At 62.1% G+C, this 20,802-nt stretch carries 19 protein-coding genes, 1 pseudogene and 1 other annotated feature; of the genes and pseudogenes, 9 read left to right on the top strand and 11 right to left on the bottom strand.

What is annotated here, in order from left to right; translation table 11 throughout:
- The first annotated feature begins 373 nt into the window (after positions 1-373).
- Together H7R73_RS11725 and H7R73_RS24555 are read left to right on the top strand one after the other, a co-directional pair.
- Entirely contained in the window at positions 374-1,354 is a 981-nt protein-coding gene (locus H7R73_RS11725; RefSeq protein ID WP_000019402.1) for an IS5-like element IS5 family transposase, read from the top strand.
- 122 nt (positions 1,355-1,476) lie between these two features.
- Positions 1,477-1,749, top strand: a pseudogene (locus H7R73_RS24555) (hypothetical protein); the annotation flags it as partial.
- 27 nt (positions 1,750-1,776) lie between these two features.
- Here the strand turns inward: H7R73_RS24555 and H7R73_RS11715 are convergent.
- The 4 genes from H7R73_RS11715 to H7R73_RS11700 all read right to left on the bottom strand — a co-directional run bounded on the left by H7R73_RS11715 (position 1,777) and on the right by H7R73_RS11700 (position 5,947).
- Complete coding sequence (locus H7R73_RS11715) at positions 1,777-2,106, bottom strand: YbaB/EbfC family nucleoid-associated protein (protein ID WP_005301028.1); 330 nt, start codon at positions 2,104-2,106, stop codon at positions 1,777-1,779.
- 124 nt (positions 2,107-2,230) lie between these two features.
- Entirely contained in the window at positions 2,231-4,714 is a 2,484-nt protein-coding gene (gene dnaX / locus H7R73_RS11710; RefSeq protein ID WP_103260106.1) for a DNA polymerase III subunit gamma/tau, read from the bottom strand.
- 177 nt (positions 4,715-4,891) lie between these two features.
- Positions 4,892-5,437, bottom strand: a complete 546-nt coding sequence (gene apt / locus H7R73_RS11705) for an adenine phosphoribosyltransferase (protein ID WP_010674707.1) — start codon at positions 5,435-5,437, stop codon at positions 4,892-4,894.
- Between the two features lie 132 nt (positions 5,438-5,569).
- A complete protein-coding gene (locus H7R73_RS11700; RefSeq protein ID WP_039039141.1) occupies positions 5,570-5,947 on the bottom strand; it encodes a YbaN family protein in 378 nt (125 codons plus the stop codon).
- 177 nt (positions 5,948-6,124) lie between these two features.
- On the opposite strand from H7R73_RS11700, the gene dusC reads away from it, so the two are divergent.
- The 4 genes from dusC to H7R73_RS11680 all read left to right on the top strand — a co-directional run bounded on the left by dusC (position 6,125) and on the right by H7R73_RS11680 (position 9,443).
- Positions 6,125-7,069, top strand: a complete 945-nt coding sequence (gene dusC, locus H7R73_RS11695; protein WP_042881408.1) for a tRNA dihydrouridine(16) synthase DusC — start codon at positions 6,125-6,127, stop codon at positions 7,067-7,069.
- Between the two features lie 56 nt (positions 7,070-7,125).
- On the top strand, positions 7,126-7,953 hold the full coding sequence (locus H7R73_RS11690) for an AraC family transcriptional regulator (RefSeq protein WP_103260105.1): 828 nt from the start codon (positions 7,126-7,128) through the stop codon (positions 7,951-7,953).
- A 74-nt stretch (positions 7,954-8,027) separates the two neighbouring features.
- Positions 8,028-8,993: a DMT family transporter gene (locus tag H7R73_RS11685; protein ID WP_103260104.1), complete on the top strand. Its 966-nt coding sequence runs from the start codon at positions 8,028-8,030 to the stop codon at positions 8,991-8,993.
- Positions 8,994-9,074: 81 nt separating this feature from the next.
- Positions 9,075-9,443: a TraR/DksA family transcriptional regulator gene (locus H7R73_RS11680; RefSeq protein ID WP_039039175.1), complete on the top strand. Its 369-nt coding sequence runs from the start codon at positions 9,075-9,077 to the stop codon at positions 9,441-9,443.
- 158 nt (positions 9,444-9,601) lie between these two features.
- On the opposite strand, the gene rnd is transcribed toward H7R73_RS11680, so the two are convergent.
- From rnd to H7R73_RS11645, 7 genes are all read right to left on the bottom strand, one after another.
- The gene (gene rnd, locus H7R73_RS11675) at positions 9,602-10,714 is read right to left on the bottom strand and encodes a ribonuclease D (RefSeq protein ID WP_103261130.1); all 1,113 of its coding nucleotides are present in this window, start codon (positions 10,712-10,714) and stop codon (positions 9,602-9,604) included.
- A 98-nt stretch (positions 10,715-10,812) separates the two neighbouring features.
- The gene (fadD, locus tag H7R73_RS11670) at positions 10,813-12,489 is read right to left on the bottom strand and encodes a long-chain-fatty-acid--CoA ligase FadD (RefSeq protein ID WP_010674700.1); all 1,677 of its coding nucleotides are present in this window, start codon (positions 12,487-12,489) and stop codon (positions 10,813-10,815) included.
- Positions 12,490-12,685: 196 nt separating this feature from the next.
- The gene (locus H7R73_RS11665) at positions 12,686-13,537 is read right to left on the bottom strand and encodes an alpha/beta fold hydrolase (protein WP_103260103.1); all 852 of its coding nucleotides are present in this window, start codon (positions 13,535-13,537) and stop codon (positions 12,686-12,688) included.
- 9 nt (positions 13,538-13,546) lie between these two features.
- Positions 13,547-14,062 carry a Slp family lipoprotein gene (locus H7R73_RS11660; RefSeq protein ID WP_039039136.1) on the bottom strand — a complete coding sequence of 172 codons (516 nt, stop codon included), beginning with the start codon at positions 14,060-14,062 and terminating at the stop codon, positions 13,547-13,549.
- 50 nt (positions 14,063-14,112) lie between these two features.
- Positions 14,113-14,814, bottom strand: coding sequence for a tRNA (adenosine(37)-N6)-threonylcarbamoyltransferase complex dimerization subunit type 1 TsaB (gene tsaB / locus H7R73_RS11655; protein WP_010674697.1), 702 nt, complete (start codon positions 14,812-14,814; stop codon positions 14,113-14,115).
- A gap of 97 nt (positions 14,815-14,911) precedes the next feature.
- On the bottom strand, positions 14,912-16,831 hold the full coding sequence (locus H7R73_RS11650) for an ATP-dependent DNA helicase (RefSeq protein WP_103260102.1): 1,920 nt from the start codon (positions 16,829-16,831) through the stop codon (positions 14,912-14,914).
- A 61-nt stretch (positions 16,832-16,892) separates the two neighbouring features.
- Complete coding sequence (locus H7R73_RS11645) at positions 16,893-17,138, bottom strand: hypothetical protein (RefSeq protein WP_010674695.1); 246 nt, start codon at positions 17,136-17,138, stop codon at positions 16,893-16,895.
- 190 nt (positions 17,139-17,328) lie between these two features.
- Positions 17,329-17,457 (top strand) — a sequence feature (His leader region).
- Positions 17,458-17,481: 24 nt separating this feature from the next.
- On the opposite strand from H7R73_RS11645, the gene hisG reads away from it, so the two are divergent.
- From hisG to hisC, 3 genes are read left to right on the top strand one after another with little or no spacing between them, the layout of a single operon-like run.
- Positions 17,482-18,378 carry an ATP phosphoribosyltransferase gene (gene hisG / locus H7R73_RS11640; RefSeq protein WP_103260101.1) on the top strand — a complete coding sequence of 299 codons (897 nt, stop codon included), beginning with the start codon at positions 17,482-17,484 and terminating at the stop codon, positions 18,376-18,378.
- Between the two features lie 30 nt (positions 18,379-18,408).
- Complete coding sequence (gene hisD / locus H7R73_RS11635) at positions 18,409-19,734, top strand: histidinol dehydrogenase (protein WP_039039132.1); 1,326 nt, start codon at positions 18,409-18,411, stop codon at positions 19,732-19,734.
- Positions 19,731-20,801 (top strand): histidinol-phosphate transaminase, encoded by a 1,071-nt coding sequence (gene hisC / locus H7R73_RS11630; protein WP_103260100.1) that lies wholly within the window; start codon positions 19,731-19,733, stop codon positions 20,799-20,801. Before hisD ends, hisC begins: the two co-directional genes overlap by 4 nt.
- The last annotated feature ends 1 nt before the right edge of the window (position 20,802 follow it).

Here is a 20,802-nt window from a genome sequence, read left to right as displayed (position 1 = left end):
CGCCCCCCTTTGACCCCAAGCAAGCCCGATACCTCGCCTATCACCGTGACGAGATTTTCAGGGCTGAGCTGGTTCTCTCCGCTTAAAGCTTCCCACCCAGGAGCAGGAGATAACATCCTGCTCCGGGACATATGACCAATCACGTCCCATGCCATTTGGTCATTGGTCATTGGTCATTGGTCATTGGTCATAAGCAAGTCACATTACTCTGCCACAGCATCTTAGATCAGAGAAAAACCTATAGCTTGATTGACTGAGTCCTTTACTACATCAAGCGCAGCATTTATTGCGGCCTCAACAGCTAAGGAAGGTGCGAACAAGTCCCTGATATGAGATCATGTTTGTCATCTGGAGCCATGGAACAGGGTTCATCATGAGTCATCAACTTACCTTCGCCGACAGTGAATTCAGCAGTAAGCGCCGTCAGACCAGAAAAGAGATTTTCTTGTCCCGCATGGAGCAGATTCTGCCATGGCAAAACATGGTGGAAGTCATCGAGCCGTTTTACCCCAAGGCTGGTAATGGCCGGCGACCTTATCCGCTGGAAACCATGCTACGCATTCACTGCATGCAGCATTGGTACAACCTGAGCGATGGCGCGATGGAAGATGCTCTGTACGAAATCGCCTCCATGCGTCTGTTTGCCCGGTTATCCCTGGATAGCGCCTTGCCGGACCGCACCACCATCATGAATTTCCGCCACCTGCTGGAGCAGCATCAACTGGCCCGCCAATTGTTCAAGACCATCAATCGCTGGCTGGCCGAAGCAGGCGTCATGATGACTCAAGGCACCTTGGTCGATGCCACCATCATTGAGGCTCCCAGCTCGACCAAGAACAAAGAGCAGCAACGCGATCCGGAGATGCATCAGACCAAGAAAGGCAATCAGTGGCACTTTGGCATGAAGGCCCACATTGGTGTCGATGCCAAGAGTGGCCTGACCCACAGCCTAGTCACCACCGCGGCCAACGAGCATGACCTCAATCAGCTGGGTAATCTGCTGCATGGAGAGGAGCAATTTGTCTCAGCCGATGCCGGCTACCAAGGGGCGCCACAGCGCGAGGAGCTGGCCGAGGTGGATGTGGACTGGCTGATCGCCGAGCGCCCCGGCAAGGTAAGAACCTTGAAACAGCATCCACGCAAGAACAAAACGGCCATCAACATCGAATACATGAAAGCCAGCATCCGGGCCAAGGTGGAGCACCCATTTCGCATCATCAAGCGACAGTTCGGCTTCGTGAAAGCCAGATACAAGGGGTTGCTGAAAAACGATAACCAACTGGCGATGTTATTCACGCTGGCCAACCTGTTTCGGGCGGACCAAATGATACGTCAGTGGGAGAGATCTCACTAAAAACTGGGGATAACGCCTTAAATGGCGAAGAAACGGTCTAAATAGGCTGATTCAAGGCATTTACGGGAGAAAAAATCGGCTCAAACATGAAGAAATGAAATGACTGAGTCAGCCGAGAAGAATTTCCCCGCTTATTCGCACCTTCCCTAAGAAAAGCGCAGCTGACACATCGAGAACCGTATCAGCTGCGCCACAGCTACGCCTCATTACTCCTGATGGCGGGAGCACACCCAGCCTATCTGGCCAAGCAACTTGGACACAAAGACTGGGGGATGATCCGTACCATCTATGCCCAGTGGGTCAGCAACGACAACCCGGATTACCGGAAAGAGTTGGCGGAGAAACTGGGGCAAGATGACCCATATACGACCCACAGGCAAAGCAACAAAGCATAAACTCTTGAATTAAAAGGGATAAAACCCTTAGAAAGGCATCTTGAAGCCCGGGGGCAGTTGCATGCCGCCGGTCAGCTCGCCCATCTTGGCCTTGTTCTGCTCTTCCACGCGGCGCACGGCGTCATTGACGGCGGCGGCGACCAGATCTTCCAGCATCTCCTTGTCATCTTCCATCAGGCTGGGATCGATCTCGATACGACGCACGCTGTGGCTGCCGGCCATGGTCACCTTGACCATGCCTGCGCCCGCCTCGCCGACCACTTCCATCTGGGCCAGCTGCTCTTGCATCTTCTGCATGCGCTCTTGCATCTGTTGGGCCTGTTTCATCAGGTTACCCATTCCACCTTTACCAAACATAGATCGTCTCTCGTCTTGAAATCCGGCATCCAGCGCCGGGCTGTGGGTTCATCTGCCCTAAGTGGGGGCAGCCAAAGGTCTTTTCAACCGGGGACAAACCCCGGCACGGTTTTTTCACCGCAATTCAGCGACTCAGGGGTTCGATGCTCTCGGGATGGAGCACGGCGCCGAAACGCTGCTGCAAGAATTGTACGTTGGGATCCGCCGCCAGATCCCGGCTCACCTGTTCACGCACCCCGAGATAGAGACGATGCTCTATCTCGAGCGGCGTCTCCCGCGCGGGATCCGAGCCCAGGGTCACATCGATGTGAACCGGGCCGCCCAGCTCGGGACCGATGATCTCGGCCAGATCGGCGCGGGCCTTGTCGCTCACCAGATGGCGCTGCTCGGGTTTGAGCAGCAGGGAGACCCGATTGCCTTCCCGGGTCATCACCGCGTTGATGGCCAGTTGACGCAGCCGACCACCCACCCCGGTGCGGGCGATGAGTTCGGCCCAGGCGTCCCCGCAATTGACCAACAAGGACGAGGGGATCAGACGGGCGACCTCCCCCTCCTCCTCGGGCTGGGCGTCGCTCTCCAGGGCATCCCAGTCGATGGTCTCCATCAATGCAATGGCGGGCTGAGGCTCGCTGGCGGCCACTGGAGGCGCGGCAGGCACCATAGCGACAATCGCAGGTGCCGCCGCATCCGCGCTGCCGACGTCAGCACCCAGATCCCAGGGCGGCAGATCTTCCTGCGAAGGAGGAGCCATGGTGGCGGGAGCTGGCTGGGCGGAAGTCACTGCCCGCGTGGGCAACGGGGCACTGGCAAACCCCTCGTCAAACCCCTGATTCAGATACTCTTCGTAGTCACTGGCCCCCTCTTCATAGGCATCCAGAGGGGGCAGGTCGTCATACCCCGTTTGCATGGCAGAACCCTGCCCCGGCATCTCGGGCCGCGCCGCTGGTTGCACCTCGGCCTGGGGCGAAGTCGCGACGGCAGGCATCGCAGGGGCCGGTTTGGTCGCGGCCACGGGTTTGACGGGGGTGACCCGGGGGGGCGCGCCGTTTGCACTCTGCTCGCCACGCAGGCGGCTTCGCAGCAGATTGCGCTTGCCAAGCAGGCTCTGCATGCTGGAGGTCGAAGAGATGGTGACGTCTTCCCCTTGAACCTCAACCTGCTGCGTCTGCCCGGCGTCATCCGCCGCCAACGGCGCAGAGGCTGGCTCTGCTGCAGGCGGACTGGCGGGCACCACGGCCTCGTAGCCCATCCGTTCGGCCTCACGCAGCAGCTCATCCTGCTCGGCAAAGAGCGGATCCAGCACTGCGCCCTCCTCCGCCTTGGGTGCGGGGGCGACGTGCTCGGCCGCAAGGACCGATGCTGGCGCGGCGGGAGCCTGTGGTGCTGCGCTGGCAGCCGGGGCCGGCTCAGCCCCCTGGGGCTTTCCCGGCAGGAGCGACGCACTTTCCCTCGCAGCCGCCATCACGCCGGAGTGCCCTGTCATGAGAGGTTGGGCCGCCAGGTTGGCGGGATGGACCACCTCGCGCCGGGGAGAGAAGGCCAGCATCCGCAGACAGGTCATCTCCAGTGCGGTGCGCCCGTCAGGGGCCCAGGGCAGATCCTTGCGCCCCCCCAGCACGATTTGATAGCAGAGCTGCACCTCTTCCGGGCTCATGGCTCCGGCGAGCTGCAGCAAGGCATCGGCATCCGCCCCCTGCTCCTGCACGCTCGCAGGCAGCAGTTGCGCCATGGCCACCCGGTGGAGCAAGGCTTCCAGCTCGGCGTGAAGCTGGTCGAAATCCGGCCCCAGGGTCGCAATCTCGGTGATCTTGGCCATGGTGGCGGGTGCATCCTGGCGCAGCACTGCCTCCAGCAACTGGTGCAGGTGGTGATGATCGAGGGTCCCCAGCATGGTGAGCACGCTCTCCAGGCGCACGCTACCGTTGCCGTGGGCCAACGCCTGATCGGTGAGGCTCAGGGCATCGCGCATGCTGCCGTCGGCCGCCTTGGCCAGGGCCAGCAGGGCGCGAGGCTCGAAGGGTTGGCCCTCCTGGTCCAGCACCCATTCGAGCTGCCTGGCAATCTGGGTCTGATCCAGACTCTTGAGATGAAACTGCAGGCAGCGCGAGAGGATGGTGATGGGGAGCTTCTGCGGATCCGTGGTGGCCAGCAGGAATTTCACATAAGGGGGCGGCTCTTCCAGGGTTTTGAGCAGCGCATTGAAGCTGTGGCGCGACAGCATGTGCACTTCATCGATGAGGTACACCTTGAAACGACCACGGGCCGGACGGTACTGCACGTTGTCGAGCAGTTCGCGGGTGTCTTCCACCTTGGTGCGGGACGCCGCATCGATTTCCAGCAGATCGACGAAATTGCCCTGATCGATCTCGCGGCAGGTATCGCACACACCGCATGGATGGCTGCTTATCCCCTGCTCGCAGTTGAGGCTCTTGGCCAGGATGCGGGCGATGGTGGTCTTGCCCACCCCGCGGGTCCCGCTCAGCAGATAGGCGTGATGAAGCCGCCCCTGATCCAGGGCATTGGTCAGGGCCGTCAGCACATGTTGCTGGCCGACCACTTGTTCAAACGTATGGGGGCGCCATTTGCGCGCCAAAACCTGATAGCTCATAGATCTCGATGCTGGGAAACGAGGCATTGAGGCTGGATGCTAACACAAATGGAGGGCTGGCTGTATGGGGGATGCGCCGCCTTGGGAGGGATCGCTTGAATTTCAAACCGGTGCCCGTTCAGGCACCGGTTTGCGGCAGAAAGCAGGGTGACGAGGCCTGCCGCGCGAAGGGGCGATTTACGCCCCCGCGAGTTCCACCAGAGAGACCACCTTGACGCCGGCGGCGGTCAGGCGGGCATCACCGCCCAGGGACGGCAGGGAGATGATGAAGGCGGCATCCGCTACCTCACCGCCGGCGCGGCGGATGAGCTTGACGGTGGCATCGACGGTGCCGCCGGTGGCCAGCAGATCGTCCACCACCAGCACCTTGTCACCGGGCACGATGGCATCGGTGTGCAGTTGCAGGGTGTCGGTGCCGTACTCCAGGGCGTAGGACTCCTCGATGACGGCGCGGGGCAGCTTGCCCGGCTTGCGCACCGGCACGAACCCCAGCCCCATGGCGTAGGCAACCGGGGCGCCGAAGATGAAGCCACGGGCCTCGGTGCCGACAATCTTGGTGATGCCTTGATCACGGTAATGATCGGCCAGCAGATCGATGGTGGCCTTGAAGGCCTCGGCATTCTCGATCAGGCTGGTGATGTCGCGAAACAGAATGCCCGGCTTCGGATAGTCGGGAATGGTCTTGATGCTCGCTTCGATAAACTTCAGGGTTTCCGGATTCATTATTTGACCGCTTATTTTTTGAGCCCTGCCATGGCGGCGCACGGGGTCTCCGCCTGGGGGCAATAAAAAGGCCCGTCACGCAAAAATGACGAGCCGACTCCATAGCATTATTGCCGCGATAGCTTAGGGATTTCACTTCTTCATTGCAACCGGCTCCAGCACCGGCAGACGCATCAACCAGGTGAGCAGGATCACCATTATGACAACCAGCAGCCACCTCACCCAGGGCAACGGCACCACCAGCAGCGATACCGAGAACGAGATCAGGATGAAGATGATGGCGCGGCGTCTGGCGTGACGGCGAATGCCGCGATACTGCTGCCAGTCGAGGATGGGGGGGCCAAACCAGGGATGCGCCAGCAACCAGCCATGAAAGCGGGGGGAGGAGCGCGCAAACAGCGCCGCCGCCAGCAACATGAAGGGGGTGGTCGGCAGCAGGGGCAGGACTATCCCGACTATCCCGGTGGCGAAGGCAAGCCAGCCCAGGGCCATCAGACACCAGCGTTTCATGGGTACTCCTCTGCATGTATCTCTGCCTTTAGCCTAACAGAGTTGGCCCGGAAGCTGACAGCCTGGCCCAGTCGGCGGCCGTCGATGGGGGCCATCGAGTGGGCAGACGGCTGACAATCCCGGCCATTGCCACTACAATCTGCGCTCTTTTTTCTCCCCTTGTCTTCGGAAGCAGCTATGCGCGTTATTTTGGCCCCCATGCAGGGGGTGCTGGATCACCTGATGCGGGAGGTCCTCACCTCCGTCAATGATTACGACCTCTGCGTCAGTGAATTCATCCGGGTGGTCGATCAACTGCTGCCCGCCAAGGTCTTCCATCGCCTCTGCCCCGAGCTGAAACAGGATGGCAAGACCCGTGCAGGGACCCCGGTACGGGTGCAACTGCTGGGGCAACATCCGGAGTGGCTGGCAGAAAATGCCATCCGGGCCATCGAGCTCGGCTCTCCCGGGGTCGATCTCAACTTCGGCTGCCCTGCCCCCACGGTCAACAAGAGCAAGGGGGGCGCCGTGCTGCTCAAGGAACCCGAGACCGTCTATCGCATCGTCAAGGCGGTGCGGGAGGCCGTGCCTGCCCACCTGCCGGTGAGCGCCAAGATCCGCCTGGGATACGATGACAAGGATCTCTATCTGGACAACGCCCAGGCCGTCTATCAGGGGGGCGCCAACGAGCTGGCGGTGCATGCCCGCACCAAGCGCGAAGGCTACAAGGCGCCGGCACACTGGGAGTACGTGGACGCCATCCGCCGCGCCCTGCCCATCCCCGTCACCGCCAACGGCGAGATCTGGAACCATGCCGATGCCCTGACCTGTGCCCGGGTGTCCGGTTGCGATGCCCTCATGGTTGGCCGGGGCGCCATCTCCCTCCCCAACCTGGCCAACGTGATGAAGACGGGGTGTGCCCACATGAGCTGGGCCGAGGTACTGCAACTGATGGTGACCTACACCGAGCAGGATCTGGCGAGCGACAAGGCCGACTACTACCCGAGTCGCATCAAACAGTGGTTCTCCTACATAGTGCGGGAATACCCCCAGGCCGACGAGCTGTTTCGTCGCATCCGCACCATCAAGACCGCAGAGGAGATCCGCTCCGCCCTTGAGCGCGAGTGCGCCTCACAGGCCTAGACTTGGCCGCCGCCCCGCGGCGCCCTATGATGAAGGCTCATTGACAGGAGGTCAGGATGCAGGGAGTACCGGTCAACTTTACCCATCAGCACGACAGGGCCGATTTTCGCGCCCTGCCGGGGCAGCCTGCGACCGAGCTCTATCGCGCCCACATCCAGCACCACATCTTCGATCCCCATAGTCACGAGGGGTTTGGCCTCGGTGTCATCGAGTGCGGTGCCGAGCGCTTTCGCTATCGCGGCAGCCAGCTCCTGGCCGGTCCCGGCAGCCTGGTGCTGATGAACCCCGATGAGCTGCACACGGGCGAGTCAGCCTGCGAGCAAGGGTGGCGCTATCGCATGCTCTACCTGCCCGCCGATCGGCTCGAGGCCATCAGCGGCGAGCGCGACTGGCATTTCACCGATGCCGTGCGAAGCGATCCGCGCACTGCCCCCGTCCTGCAGGCGGCCCTGGATGCCCTCTGGCACTGTGACAGCGAGCTCGCCGCCGACGGCCTGCTGCTAAGGGTGTGCGAGACCCTGCGCCCCCATGCCCGGGCCCTGGCGGCCCCGCGCGAAGCGGCCCACCCTCTGGGCCGCGCCATCGACTATATGCAGGCCTATTTCGCCCGCCCCATGACCCTGGCCGAGCTGGCCGGCTCGGTGAACCTCAGCCCCTACCACTTCCAGCGCAGCTTCAAGGCCCGCTTTCACGTCACCCCCCAGCAGATGTTGATGGCCATCCGCCTGCAGCGCGCCAAGGGGTGGCTGGCCTCCGGCCTGCCCGCTGCCGAGGTGGCCGCCGCCTGTGGTCTGGCCGATCAGTCCCACCTCAACCGTGCCTTCCTGCGCCGCTATGGCACCACCCCGGTCCGCTACCAGAAACAGGTGCAGGCTGGCCGCTAAAGCGCAATCTGGTTCAATACGCCCCCCTTCCCCCCTGCTAGGCTGGCCTCCTTCTTCTTTACCGGATATGAAACATGTTGATCGGAGTCCTGTTTGCCCTGCTGGCCGGCCTGATGTGGGGGCTCATCTTCGTCGCCCCCCTCTTGGTGGACGGCTACCCCCCCGCCCTGCTCGCGAGCGGCCGCTACCTCGCCTTCGGCCTCATCGTACTGCCGCTCGCCTGGCAGGCACGCAAACACCTGGCGGCCCTCTCGGCCAGCGACTGGCGAGAGGCCCTCGCCCTCACTCTGGTGGGGAACCTCCTCTACTACTTCTGCCTGTCGGGGGCCATCTTGCGCATCGGCTCGCCCCTGGCGGCCATGTTTATCGGCACCCTGCCGGTGGTGACGGCCCTGGCCGCCAACCGCCTCTATGGCGCACGGGACGGTCGCCTCTCCCGCACCCGGCTCTACCCGTCCCTGGTGCTGATGGGGGCCGGCCTCTGTCTGGTCAACAGCGCCGAGCTGATCTGGCACACCGAGGCGCGCACCGAACAACTGATCGGTATAGCCCTGGCGGTAGGCGCCGTGCTGTGCTGGACCTGGTATCCCCTGCGCAACGCCCGCTGGCTGCGCGAGCACCCGGGCCGCAGTCCGGCCGTCTGGGCCACCGCCCAGGGGCTGGTGACCCTGCCGGTGGCGCTCATTGCCTATCTCGGCAGCCTCGGCCATCTTGCCCTGAGCGCACCGGACTTTCCCCTGCCCTTCGGGCCGACGCCCCTGCGCTTCGTGCTGCTGATGGGGGCGGTGGGGCTCTTCTGCTCCTGGCTCGGCACCCTGTGCTGGAACGAGGCGAGCCAGCGCCTGCCGACCGTGCTGGTCGGGCCGCTCATCGTGTTCGAGACTCTTGCGGGACTCTTATACGCCTTTATGCTGCGCGGGATCATGCCCCCCATGAGTACCCTGGTAGGTGTCGTCTGTCTGGTAGCGGGAGTGCTCTATGTCATCACCGGCAAGCCGCAGCACCTGCCGGAAAAACCCGTCAAAGCACGGTTAACTTGACTCATGTCATCTTGATAAACCGCGGGTTTCCCTATACTGGCCGAGTTTTATCACTCGTTTTTGGGGGCTGCTGTGTGTGAAGTGACGCAAGCCCGGTTGGCCGAATGGCATCAGCGCCTTCTGACCGACTGGGCGCAAACAAGAGAGGAGCTGATCCGTCAGCTCAAGGCCTGTCGACAAGATGACTGGGCACAGAAGGTGGAGCGCTGCGAGCGAGATCAACTGGTTGATCTGACCAGCCGTCTCGATCTGCCCGGGGTGGAACACAGCGTGGCACGCCTCAAGCGGCTCGACGCGGCGCTCTGCCAGATGGATCTGGGGCTCTATGGCTTCTGCTCCGATTGTGAGGAGCCGCTACTCCCTGAACAGCTGGAACAGGATCCGACCCTGCAACGCTGCCCGCGCTGTGAGGCCCGCTACCGCAAGGGATTCCACGCTCACGAACTCTGATGGGGGCACCCTTTGTGCCCGCCATTTTCCTCCTCCACCCCTTCTCGCTTCCCATCATGACCAACCCCCTGGTGCGACGATCCCGGCAACCCCTGGGGGCAGCCGCACAGGCATGAAAAAGGGGAGTCATGGACTCCCCTTCTCGTACTGCGTACTCGTCACTGGGCCAGCAGGTAGCCTACCAGCTCATGACGCCACCCTTGTAGCAACATGGGCTTGTCCGCCCTGGCCCGCTCCTCGGCACTCATGCGCCAGCTCCAGGTGAAGTACTGGTGGATGATCTTCTTGCTCGCCACCAGCTCCGGCGGAATGTTGCTGGCCTTGGCCTTCTCCTCCACTATGGCCTTGATGCGCTTGAGCTCGGCCTTGTACTGGGGGAAGTCCACCAGACGGCGGATGGGATCGGGCCAGCTAGCAGGGTCGCTCTGCTGGGCGGCGGCGACGATGTCCAGCATCCGCTTGCCGTGGATCTTGATCTCGATGGGCGAGAGGCCCAGCTCGTTGAGATCCCGAAGGGAAGCGGGACGACGCTCCGCCACCTTGAACAGGTGCAGCTCTTTCACCACGAAGTTGAGGGCGAGATCCCGGCGTACCGCTTCCTGCTGGCGCCAGGCGGCCAGCTCGCGCAGGATGGCCAGCTCGCGGCGACCCAGTTGCCAGGCGTTGACTATCTCGAGGTAGGCCTGACGGGGATCGCTGCCCTGGGTCTTGCGGGCGGAGTGGTTCTGGCACTCCTGTTCGAACCAGGGGAACTTGCCGCTCTCGCGCAGTCTGGCCATCACCTTCTCGTAGAGGGGCATGAGGTAGAAGACATCCGCCGCGGCATATTCCAGCTGACGAGGGGTAAGGGGGCGCGCCAGCCAGTCGGTACGGGCCTGATCCTTCTCAAGCTCGACCCCGAGGAATTCGTTGACCAGGGCGCCAAACCCCACCGACACGCCATGGCCCAGGAAGGCTGCCGCCAGCTGGGTATCGTGCATCTGGTTGGGCAGGTGACCCGCCTGATGCTGGATGAGTTCCAGATCCTCACCGGAGGCGTGCAGGATGGCAATCTGTCCGGCCCGACCGAGACGCTGCCACAAACCGGAGAGATCCAGGGTCAGGGGATCGAGCAGGGCAAGCTGCTTGCCATCGTAGATCTGGAACAGACCGAGCTGGGGATAGTAGGTACGGGTGCGAACGAATTCGGTATCGATGGCCAGGGGAACGTCGGCCAGAGAAGCGAGATACTGATCCAGTTCGGCTTGCTGTGAAATGAGTTGATATTGCATCGTTGCCTGCACGTTGGTCGGATCCAGAAAGAAAAAACCGTGGATGTCCCACGGTTTTGCATAACGACAGCGCTGGACTGCAAAGCAGTGCATGCCGGTTACTGCTTGGCAATCTCCTCGTCGCGCAGCACGCGGCGCAGGATCTTGCCCACGTTGGTCTTGGGAAGTTCGTCGCGAAATTCTACCAGTTTCGGCACCTTATAGGCAGTCAGATGTTTGCGGCAGTGGGCAATTATCTCCTCTTCCGCCAGCTTTGCATCTTTCTTGACCACGAAGATCTTCACCTGCTCGCCGGACACCGGGTTGGGTACGCCGACGGCGGCCACCTCCAGCACCTTGGGATGCAGGGCCACCACGTCTTCTATCTCGTTCGGGTAGACGTTGAAGCCGGAGACCAGGATCATGTCCTTCTTGCGATCGACGATCTTGAAGAAACCCTGCTCGTCGCATACCGCGATGTCGCCGGTGCAGAGCCAGCCATCCTGCATCACCTCGGCGGTCGCCTCCGGGCGCTGCCAGTAGCCGGTCATCACCTGAGGACCGCGCACCTGCATCTCGCCGGGGGCACCCCGTTCGGTGACCTGGTTCCCCTCGTCATCCACCAGACGGATCTCGGTGGAGCAGACCGGCAGACCGATGGAGCCGTTGTAATCCACCAGATCATAGGGGCAGACGCTCACCAGGGGCGAGCACTCAGTCAGGCCATAGCCCTCCAGCAGCGGGGTGCCAGTCAGCCCCTTCCACTGCTCGGCCACCGCCCGTTGCACCGCCATGCCGCCACCGATGGTGAGCTTGAGCTTGGCAAAATCCATGCCCTTGAACTCGTCGTTGTTGACCAGGGCGTTGAACAGGGTGTTCACCCCGGTGATGCAGGTGAAAGGATACTTCTTGATCTCTTTGACAAAACCCGGGATGTCGCGGGGGTTGCTGATGAGCAGGTTGTAGCCCCCCAGACGCATGAACAGCAGGCAGTTCACCGTCAGGGCGAAGACGTGATAGAGCGGCAGCGCCGTGACCACAAACTCCTTGCCGCGCTCCAGCACGGGGCCATAGACACCGAGGCACTGCTCGACGTTGGCGATCATGTTGCGATGAGTCAGCATGGCCCCCTTGGAGAGGCCGGTGGTCCCGCCGGTGTATTGCAGGAAGGCGATGTCCTGGTTGCTGATCTCGGGTTTGATGTACTGCAGGTAGCGCCCCTTGGCGAGGGCCTGGCGCATGGTGCTGGCATGGGGCAGGTTGTACTTGGGCACCAGCTTCTTGACGTATTTGACCACGAAGTTGACCAGGGTCCCCTTGGCCAGCCCCAGGTTGTCCCCCATCCGGGTCAGGATCACGTGCTTGACCGGGGTGTCATACACCACTTTTTCCAGGGTGTGGGCGAAGTTGGAAACGATGACGATGGCCTTGGCGCCGGAGTCTTTCAACTGATGCTCCAGCTCGCGCGGGGTATAGAGGGGGTTGACGTTCACCACCGTCATGCCGGCCCGCAGGATGCCGAATACCGCGATGGGGTATTGCAGCAGGTTAGGCATCATCACGGCCACCCTGTCCCCCTTGCCGAGCTTCAGCTCGTTTTGCAGGTAGGCGGCGAAGGCTCGGGACTGCTCCTCCAACCGGCGGTAGGTAATGGTCTGCCCCATGTTGACGAAGGCGGGCTGATCGGCGAACTGGTTCACCGACTCTTCAAACATCTCGACCAGAGAGCCGTATTGGTCTGGATTGATCTCGGCGGGCACCCCTTCTGGATAACGCTTCAGCCAGACTCTTTCCACGAACTTCTCCTGCATAACTCGCACCTGTGCGCTCACTGTGTTGCCTCCGTCCCTGTCACATCCATTTCAATCAATTGTTTTAAGTTCATGCTCTAATGCCGCACATATTTACATAAGGCAACATCAATTAACAGTGAATTAACAACGGGAAATGTGAGGGAGAAAGCAAACCTGACATGATTCAAAGCCGCCGATCCTACCGGATTTGAGCGAAGTTTTCGATATAAACGGCGGTTTCTGATGAATTTTCCATATGAAAATGATGGCCTCCTGCCACTGTCACCCGTTCAATGTGGCCAAAGGCCGCCTCCCGCAACTGCCACTGTGCCAGGAACCCGGGGAAGCCCTGCTCTCCCCGGATAAAGAGCACCGGACAGACGATGGCCCGGATCAGGGCCTGGGCCTGCCCCTCGCTCATGCGCAGGGGCGAGAGATCGCGAAGACGGGGATCACTGCGCCAATACCAGCGCCCTGTCCGCGCCTCCAGTTGTCGCTCGCAGATAAGGCGTGCCGCACTCGGGGGGATGTCTGCCACCTTGCAGCGGGCAGCCACCGCCTCCTCGAGGGTGGCAAATCCACTGGTTGCACGCTCACGGGTACGAGTGCGGTTGAGGATGGCGCGGCGCAGCTGCCCCGGTACCTCCTCGTCGGGCTGGCTCAAGGGGCCGAGCCCCTCCAGCAGAATGAGCCGCTCGATTTGTTCGGGAAAAACGCCGGCATAGGCAGAGGCAATCAGCGCCCCCAGGGAGTGACCAAGCAGGATGAAACGCTGCCAGCCCGCGGCCTGGGTGATCTGGTAGAGATCATCCAGCCAGTCCACGAAGACATAGGGAGTCGACTTGTGATCGGAGTGACCATGGCCCGGCAGATCGACGCAGACCAGATGAAACGCTCCCAGCCAGGGGGCCAGAGGCAAAAAGCTGGCACCGTTGTCGAGCCAGCCATGGAGGGCCACCAGCAGCGGTCTGCCCTCCTGACCATTGTCCAGCAGGGCGATGTGCCGCCCGTCCGCCAGGCGCAGCCTGCGCTCCTGCAATGTCGCCGTCATCCGGGCTCCTCAGCGGCGCAGGGGCCGTCTGGGCCAGAAGGGATCATAGAAAGGATCGTAAAAGTAGGGATCCATGTAGCGGATCTCCACCTCCTTCACCGGTGGCCACAGCTTGCTCCCCGTCACCTTGAGTACCGAGAAGCGATACTTGTGCTCGCCAATCTGGCTGTCCACCGGCTTGTCGAGGGTGCCGAGCACCGTCAGGCTGCGACCCTTGGCATAGAGGGTCGGGTCGACAAACCCCTGCATGATGGCGAGAAAACGACCGGGGCTCTGCTCGGTCTGCTCCGGCACCCCATTGGACTTGAGGGGCAGATAGACCACCTCGATGACACTCTGATCCGCCTTGTTGTGGACCGCCGAGATGACACCGCTCCAGCGGGCCGGCTTGCCTTCCATCCCCTGCAGAGCGGGTTGATAGGCCACCAGCTGATCCGCAGGCTCATAGGCAAGCTCTTTGGGCACCGTGCTGCAACCGCCCAGCAGCAGCCCCACCAATCCCAGCATGATCACGGATTTTCTCATTCGTCTCTCCTTCATCGTCCGACAAAGCAGCCCGGGGCAGCCGCTGCCGTTTATTCGCGACCCGGCAGTTTCTTCCAGGTCACCTTGTCACGCAGATAGACAGGGGTGGCTTGCTCAACCGGCACCGCCTCACCCGCAAACCAGGCCTGGCGTGCCAGAGGCAGCATGTCGGCGGCCGCCGGGAAACGCACCTGGCTTGGCATCAGCACATCTGCCAGGCCGCCCAGAGTCTCGCCATAGGTTTCAAAACCGGTGCCAACGCAGCTCACCGCGCCAGTCAGCTTGTCACGGGCCTGCACCAGTGCGGCTGGCTCGCTCACCACCTCCTCGCCCACCAGCGTCATCACTCCGTCCACCAGGGCGTAGTGGCCGAAATAGACCTCGTCCATGCGCGCATCGATGGCGGCAAGCACCTGCTCGGCCCCTTCCAGCTTATGGGCCCCCTGGGCCATGGCCGCCAGGGTGGAGACACCGATCATCGGCACGCCGGCACCAAAGGCGAGCCCCTGGGCCACGCTGATCCCGATCCGTACCCCGGTGAAGGAGCCAGGCCCACGACCGAAGGCGATGGCGTCGAGCTCATCCAACGATAGACCGGCTTCATCCAACAGAGCCTGAACCATGGGCAGGATCTTGCGGGTATGGTCACGGGGCGCCTCTTCCCAGCGGGAAAAGAGGGTATCGCCCACCAAGAGGGCTGCGGAGCAGGCTTCGGTGGCGGTATCCACGGCCAGGATCTTCAACTCATCCATTCTTTTTATTCTCTTCACATCAGTCAGTTAAATCGTCAGCATGGCCAAGGCCTGCCGTCATGCATGGCCGGGTGCAATCAGCCCCGGCGCGGCGGACTCACTCCCGTGGTCCGAAAAAATCTCCCAGGGTCGCCAGCTCCCGGGTCCGTGGAATGGCAGGCAGGCTCTTGATGAAGCTGGCGCCATAGGGCTTGTTGACCACCCGGGGATCACAAATAACCAGTACGCCGTGATCACTGCGATCACGGATGAGCCGCCCCACCCCCTGCTTGAGGGCAATCACCGCCTTGGGCAACTGCAGCTCGGCAAAGGGATCTCCCCCCTTGAGCTTGCAATCCTCCACCCGTGCCTTGAGCTGGGGATCGTCCGGGCTCGCAAAGGGCAGCTTGTCGATGATAACACAGGACAATGCCGCCCCCCGCACGTCTATCCCCTCCCAGAAACTGCTAGTGGCCACCAGCACGGCCCGACCGTTTTCCACGAAGGTCTTGAGGAGCCGCTGCTTGTTGTCTTCCCCTTGCAGCAGGACGGTGCGGCCGATTTCCCGGCGTAGCACCTCAGCCACCTGGCGCATCACCTGATGGCTGGTGCAGAGGAAAAAACATCCCCCCGGCGTCTTGTTGATGAGGGGGATCATCAGGGTCGCCAGCTGCTCCCCGCGCCCGAAGGCATTGGGCTCTGGCAGGAAACGGGGTACGCACAGGCGCGCCTGCTCAGCGTAATCGAACGGACTGTCGAGAATGAGTTCGGCGCTGCCGGCCAGCCCCATCTCGGCGACGAAGTGGGCGAAGCGATTGTCCACCGTCAAGGTGGCCGAGGTGAAGACCCAGGCCACCTCGGGGCGCTGCACCTCGGCACCGAAGCGCTCGGCGACCGACAGCGGCGTCAGATTGAGGGTAAAGTGCAGACGCGAACAGTCATACCAGTACGAGAAACCGGTCTGGTTGATCGCCAGCACCTCCCCAAGGCGGGTGCGCAGCTCGCTGATGCGCTCGAAACAGTGATCCAGCTGCTCCCCTCGCCCGAGCGCCAGTTTCAGCACTTCATAACAGAGCCCGATGGCATCGTTGAGGCGGGCCAGCGCCTGGGCCCAGAGGGATTGTCTCAGCAGATCCCGGGTGTTGCCGCGCCCCCCCTCCACGCCGAAGGCAAGGCGCAGATCCTGACTGGCAATGGCAAGCCTGTCCGCCGCCTTGCCAAGCTGGGCCATGTCATGAGCCTCTGCCCGGTAGGCGAGCTGGATATCCTGCGCCAAATCCTGGATGGTGCGGCTGCCCACGGACTTGCCGAAGTAGTGGCTGGCGATCTCGGGCAGCTGGTGCGCCTCGTCGAATACATAGACCTGCGCCTCGGGCACCAGCTCGCCAAAGCCGGTGTCTTTGACCGCCATGTCAGCGAAAAAGAGGTGGTGGTTGATCACCACCACCTGGGCGTCCATGGCACGGCGCCGGGCGATGACCAGGTGACAATCATCGTAATAGGGGCAGTCGCGACCCAGGCAGTTGTCGTTGGTGCTGGTGACGTGGGCAAGGATCTCGGCGTTCTCCTGTAGCCCCGGGATATCCCCCACATCGCCGTTGTCGGTGGCAGTCGACCAGGATTTGACCTTCACGAGATCGCTCAGGATCTCGGGCTTTTGCAGATGGGATTCACTCAACAGCCGGTTCATCCGCTCGATGCAGAGGTAATTGCTGCGCCCCTTGAGCAGTGCCACCGGCGGGGTGTAGTGAAGCGCCCCCGTGATGGTGGGCAGATCCCGATAGAAGAGCTGCTCTTGCAGGTTCTTGGACCCGGTGCTGATCACCACCCGCTTGCCGGATTCCAGCGCAGGCACCAGATAGGCATAGGTTTTGCCAGTGCCCGTTCCAGCCTCCACCAGCAAGCGGCCACCTTGCTTGATGGCGCGCGACACCGCCTCGGCCATCTCCAGTTGCGGGGCACGGGCCTTGAAGCCGTCGATATGGCGGGCCAGGGGGCCGTCTGGCTTGAACAGGGTCTGGATGATGGTCAAAGGCATGTCCCGCTGCAAAAGCGGGCATTATGCCAAAAGCGCGGAAAAAGCGGGACTGATAATGCGTTCAGACGAAGAGATCAATCCGGTGGTCCGGATCCGGTTTGTGATCATCATCCTGCACCGCTGGTTGATCAGGCTTTGGCGGCTGCTCTCTCTGCTGGTGATGCTGGCCACCGCCGCCATTGTCGGTGCCTATCTTGCGCAGCTGATGTTTCTGGCTGATCTGGGTCACCTCCCGCTTGATGTCATCCGGGCTCGGTGTCGAGGGTGCGCGGGGCAGGATGGGAAATAACAGGTCCTGGCTGGGCATGATGTCGCCTCCTTTGGCATCTCATTGTCTAGTTATCGACCAGAAAACCGTTTTCTCAACTTTAATCGTCCTGATCACATTTTTCGGTTGCATTTTCTGTCAAGGCAGGTAGTTTAAATCGGGCGTCAACAACGGCATCTGATTTGTAAAGGATTGATTACATCATGAAGTTCACCACCCTGAAGACTCATCATCACCATCATCATCCCGAATAGTCTTTCAGGAGGTTGACTGCTGGAAGACACTTAACTGGTGACTTCCAAAAGGACCGCAAGATTCATGAACCCTCGGAAGCACATACTTCCGAGGGTTTTTTCGTTTTTGACTAGAAGGAAATCGAGCAATGGAAACACAACGTCTGCGCATCGCCATGCAAAAATCCGGTCGTCTGAGCCAGGATTCCCAGGCCCTCTTCAAGAGCTGCGGCCTCAAGATCAACCTGCGGGAACAGCGCCTCATCGCCCATGTCGAGAACATGCCCATCGACATTCTGCGAGTGCGTGATGACGACATCCCGGGTCTGGTGATGGAAGGGGTGGTCGATCTTGGCATCATCGGCGAGAACGTTCTCGAAGAGGTGCAGCTCATCCGCGCAGCCCAGGGGCAGCCCTTTGCGGTGAAGACCCTCAAGCAGCTCGACTTCGGCGGCTGCCGCCTCTCTCTGGCGGTGCCGGACGATGTCAACTACACAGGACCCGAGAGCCTGGCCGGCAAACGCATCGCCACCTCCTACCCCGGTCTGCTCAAGCGCTTCTTCGACGAGAAGGGCCTGGGCTTCAAGAGCGTGATGCTGGGCGGATCGGTGGAAGTGGCCCCCCGCGCGGGTCTGGCCGATGCCATCTGCGATCTGGTCTCCACCGGCGCAACCCTGGAAGCCAACGGCCTGAAAGAGGTCGAGGTGATCTACCGCTCCAAGGCCGTCCTGGTGCAGGCTCCCAACCCCCTGAACGATGCCAAGCAGAAACTCATCGACAAGCTGCTGCCCCGCATCCAGGGGATGCAACAGGCGCGCGAAAGCAAATACATCATGCTGCACGCCCCCAAAGAAAAGCTCGATGCCATCACCGATCTGCTGCCGGGGGCGGAGCGTCCCACCATCATGCAGCTCGCCGGTGACACCAACCAGGTGGCCCTGCACGTCGTCTCCAGCGAAACCCTGTTCTGGGAGACCATGGAACAGCTCAAGGCCCTGGGTGCCAGCTCCATCCTGGTGCTGCCCATTGAAAAGATGATGGAATAAGCCGAGATGATGGAATAAGGAAGACACATCATGCAGACCCTGATCTGGAAGACCCTCTCCCCCGCCCGGCAAGCCGAGGTCCTGACCCGGCCCGCCCTTGGCGACGAAGCCGACATCGGTACTGTGGTGCGAGACATCATTGCCGCGGTACGCAGCCGGGGCGATGAGGCCCTGCGCGAGCTGAGCCAGCGTTTCGAACGCGCGCCCCGGGAACAGCTTCGGGTGAGCGACGCGGAAGTGGATGCCGCCTGCGCTCGACTCGGTGATGACATCAAGGGTGCCATCGAGGCCGCCATCGCCAATATCCGTACCTTCCACGCCGCCCAGGTGCAGCCCGTCGTCCGAGTCGAGACCCAGCCCGGGGTGCTGTGCGAGCTGCGCACCCAACCCATCAGCCGGGTCGGTCTCTATGTCCCGGGAGGCAGTGCGCCGCTCCCCTCCACCGTGATGATGCTGGCCATTCCGGCCGCCATAGCCGGTTGTCGTGAAGTGGTGCTCTGCACCCCGTCTCCGGCGAGCGACGAGATCCTGTTTGCCGCCCGCGCCTGTGGCGTTCGCCAGGTGTTCGCCATCGGCGGCGCTCAGGCCATCGCGGCCATGGCCTATGGCACGCAGACCATCCCCAAGGTGGACAAGATCTTCGGCCCGGGCAACGCCTATGTGACCGAAGCCAAGGGCCAGGTTTCCCGTGACTGGCGGGGCGCCGCCATCGACATGCCAGCCGGCCCCTCCGAGGTGCTGGTGATCGCAGACGAGAGCGCCAACCCGGCCTTCGTGGCATCGGATCTGCTCTCCCAGGCCGAGCACGGCCCCGACAGCCAGGTGGTGCTGGTGACCACCTCCGCTTCCCTGGCCGATGCCATCGGCAGCGAGCTCCAGGCGCAGCTCGCCGACCTCAGCCGCCGCGACATCGCCGAGCAAGCCCTGAAGGCAAGCCTGGTGATCCTCTGCGACAACCTGGAGGAGGCCTGCGCCATCTCCAACGCCTATGCCCCGGAACACCTCATCGTGCAGACCCGGGCACCCCGGGATCTGCTGGACAAGCTCGAGAACGCGGGCTCCATCTTCCTCGGGGCATGGACACCGGAGTCGGTCGGTGATTACGCCAGCGGCACCAACCACACCCTGCCCACCTACGGCTATGCCCGCACCTGCTCGAGCCTGGGGCTTGCCGACTATCAGCGCCGCTACACGGTTCAAGAGCTCACTGCAGACGGCATTCGCGGCCTTGGCCCCATCGTCCAGCGCATCGCCCAGGCCGAGGGACTCGATGCCCACAAGCATGCCGTCACCCTCAGGTTGAACGCCCTGGCCGCCGAGCCCCAACAAACAGCACAGCAGAAGGATTTGTCATGAGCATCGTCAATCTGGCCCGTCGCGTCGTGCGGGCTCTCACTCCCTACCAGTCCGCGCGCCGCATCGGCGGCCAGGGCCACGTCTGGCTCAATGCCAACGAGGCCCCCCTGGCCTATCCCTTCACCGTCGAGGGGAGCCGCCTCAACCGCTATCCCGAGTGCCAGCCGGCCGAGGTGGTGAACGGCTATGCCGCCTACGCCGGGATCAATCCGGATCAGGTGCTGGTGAGCCGTGGTGCCGACGAGGCCATCGAGCTGCTGATCCGCACCTTCTGCGAGGCAGGGGAAGATCAGATCCTCATCTGCCCCCCCACCTACGGCATGTACGCCATCAGCGCCGAGACCTGTGGCGTGGGGATTGTCGAGCAGCCATTGACCGCCAGCCGTCAGCCGGACTGGCCCGCCATCGCCGATCGCCTCTCTGACGTGAAGCTGGTGTTCCTCTGCTCCCCCAACAATCCCACCGGGGATCTGGTGGGCCGCAAGGGACTCGTCGCCCTGCTGGAGAAGGCCCGGGACCGCGCCATCATCGTCGTGGACGAGGCCTACATCGAGTTCTGCCCGGAGGCCTCCGTGGTGGACCTGCTCGCCCAATACCCGAACCTGGTGGTGACCCGTACCCTCTCCAAGGCCTTCGCCCTGGCGGGGATCCGCTGCGGCTTTACTTTGGGGGATCCCGAGGTGATTGCCATGCTGGCCAAGGTGATCGCGCCTTACCCCATTCCCGACCCCATCGCCCAGATTGCCGCCCAGGCGCTCTCTCCCATGGGGCTGGAATTGATGCAGGAGCGGGTGCTGGAACTCAACAAGCAAAAGGCGCTCATCAAGGCGGAGCTGCTTCGTCTGTCCTGCGTCAAGGAAGTGTTCGAGGACAAGGGCAACTTCGTGCTGGTGCGCTTCAAAGATGGCGCCGCCGTGTTCGCCGCCATGAAGGCCGCCGGCATCATCTTGCGTGATTTCTCCAGCAAGCCTGGCCTTGACAACAGCATCCGCATCACCATCGGCTATCAGGGCGAAATGGACGCCGTGCTCGCCGTGCTGCGTGACCTGCCCCCACCCTCTCTGTAAG

The organism is Aeromonas sp. WP2-W18-CRE-05 (assembly GCF_014168615.1).
Taxonomy (GTDB): domain Bacteria; phylum Pseudomonadota; class Gammaproteobacteria; order Enterobacterales; family Aeromonadaceae; genus Aeromonas; species Aeromonas caviae.
The sequence above is the reverse complement of the archived record's forward strand: the minus strand, read 5'-3'. Positions and strand labels throughout refer to the sequence as shown.

Bases quoted from the DNA above. Each gene is read 5' to 3' on its own strand.
- H7R73_RS11725 (WP_000019402.1), top strand. From the start codon at position 374: ATGAGTCATCAACTTACCTTCGCCGACAGTGAATTCAGCAGTAAGCGC.
- H7R73_RS11715 (WP_005301028.1), bottom strand. From the start codon at position 2,106: ATGTTTGGTAAAGGTGGAATGGGTAACCTGATGAAACAGGCCCAACAG.
- dnaX (WP_103260106.1), bottom strand. From the start codon at position 4,714: ATGAGCTATCAGGTTTTGGCGCGCAAATGGCGCCCCCATACGTTTGAA.
- apt (WP_010674707.1), bottom strand. From the start codon at position 5,437: ATGAATCCGGAAACCCTGAAGTTTATCGAAGCGAGCATCAAGACCATT.
- H7R73_RS11700 (WP_039039141.1), bottom strand. From the start codon at position 5,947: ATGAAACGCTGGTGTCTGATGGCCCTGGGCTGGCTTGCCTTCGCCACC.
- dusC (WP_042881408.1), top strand. From the start codon at position 6,125: ATGCGCGTTATTTTGGCCCCCATGCAGGGGGTGCTGGATCACCTGATG.
- H7R73_RS11690 (WP_103260105.1), top strand. From the start codon at position 7,126: ATGCAGGGAGTACCGGTCAACTTTACCCATCAGCACGACAGGGCCGAT.
- H7R73_RS11685 (WP_103260104.1), top strand. From the start codon at position 8,028: ATGTTGATCGGAGTCCTGTTTGCCCTGCTGGCCGGCCTGATGTGGGGG.
- rnd (WP_103261130.1), bottom strand. From the start codon at position 10,714: ATGCAATATCAACTCATTTCACAGCAAGCCGAACTGGATCAGTATCTC.
- H7R73_RS11665 (WP_103260103.1), bottom strand. From the start codon at position 13,537: ATGACGGCGACATTGCAGGAGCGCAGGCTGCGCCTGGCGGACGGGCGG.
- H7R73_RS11660 (WP_039039136.1), bottom strand. From the start codon at position 14,062: ATGAGAAAATCCGTGATCATGCTGGGATTGGTGGGGCTGCTGCTGGGC.
- tsaB (WP_010674697.1), bottom strand. From the start codon at position 14,814: ATGGATGAGTTGAAGATCCTGGCCGTGGATACCGCCACCGAAGCCTGC.
- H7R73_RS11650 (WP_103260102.1), bottom strand. From the start codon at position 16,831: ATGCCTTTGACCATCATCCAGACCCTGTTCAAGCCAGACGGCCCCCTG.
- H7R73_RS11645 (WP_010674695.1), bottom strand. From the start codon at position 17,138: ATGCCCAGCCAGGACCTGTTATTTCCCATCCTGCCCCGCGCACCCTCG.
- hisG (WP_103260101.1), top strand. From the start codon at position 17,482: ATGGAAACACAACGTCTGCGCATCGCCATGCAAAAATCCGGTCGTCTG.
- hisD (WP_039039132.1), top strand. From the start codon at position 18,409: ATGCAGACCCTGATCTGGAAGACCCTCTCCCCCGCCCGGCAAGCCGAG.
- hisC (WP_103260100.1), top strand. From the start codon at position 19,731: ATGAGCATCGTCAATCTGGCCCGTCGCGTCGTGCGGGCTCTCACTCCC.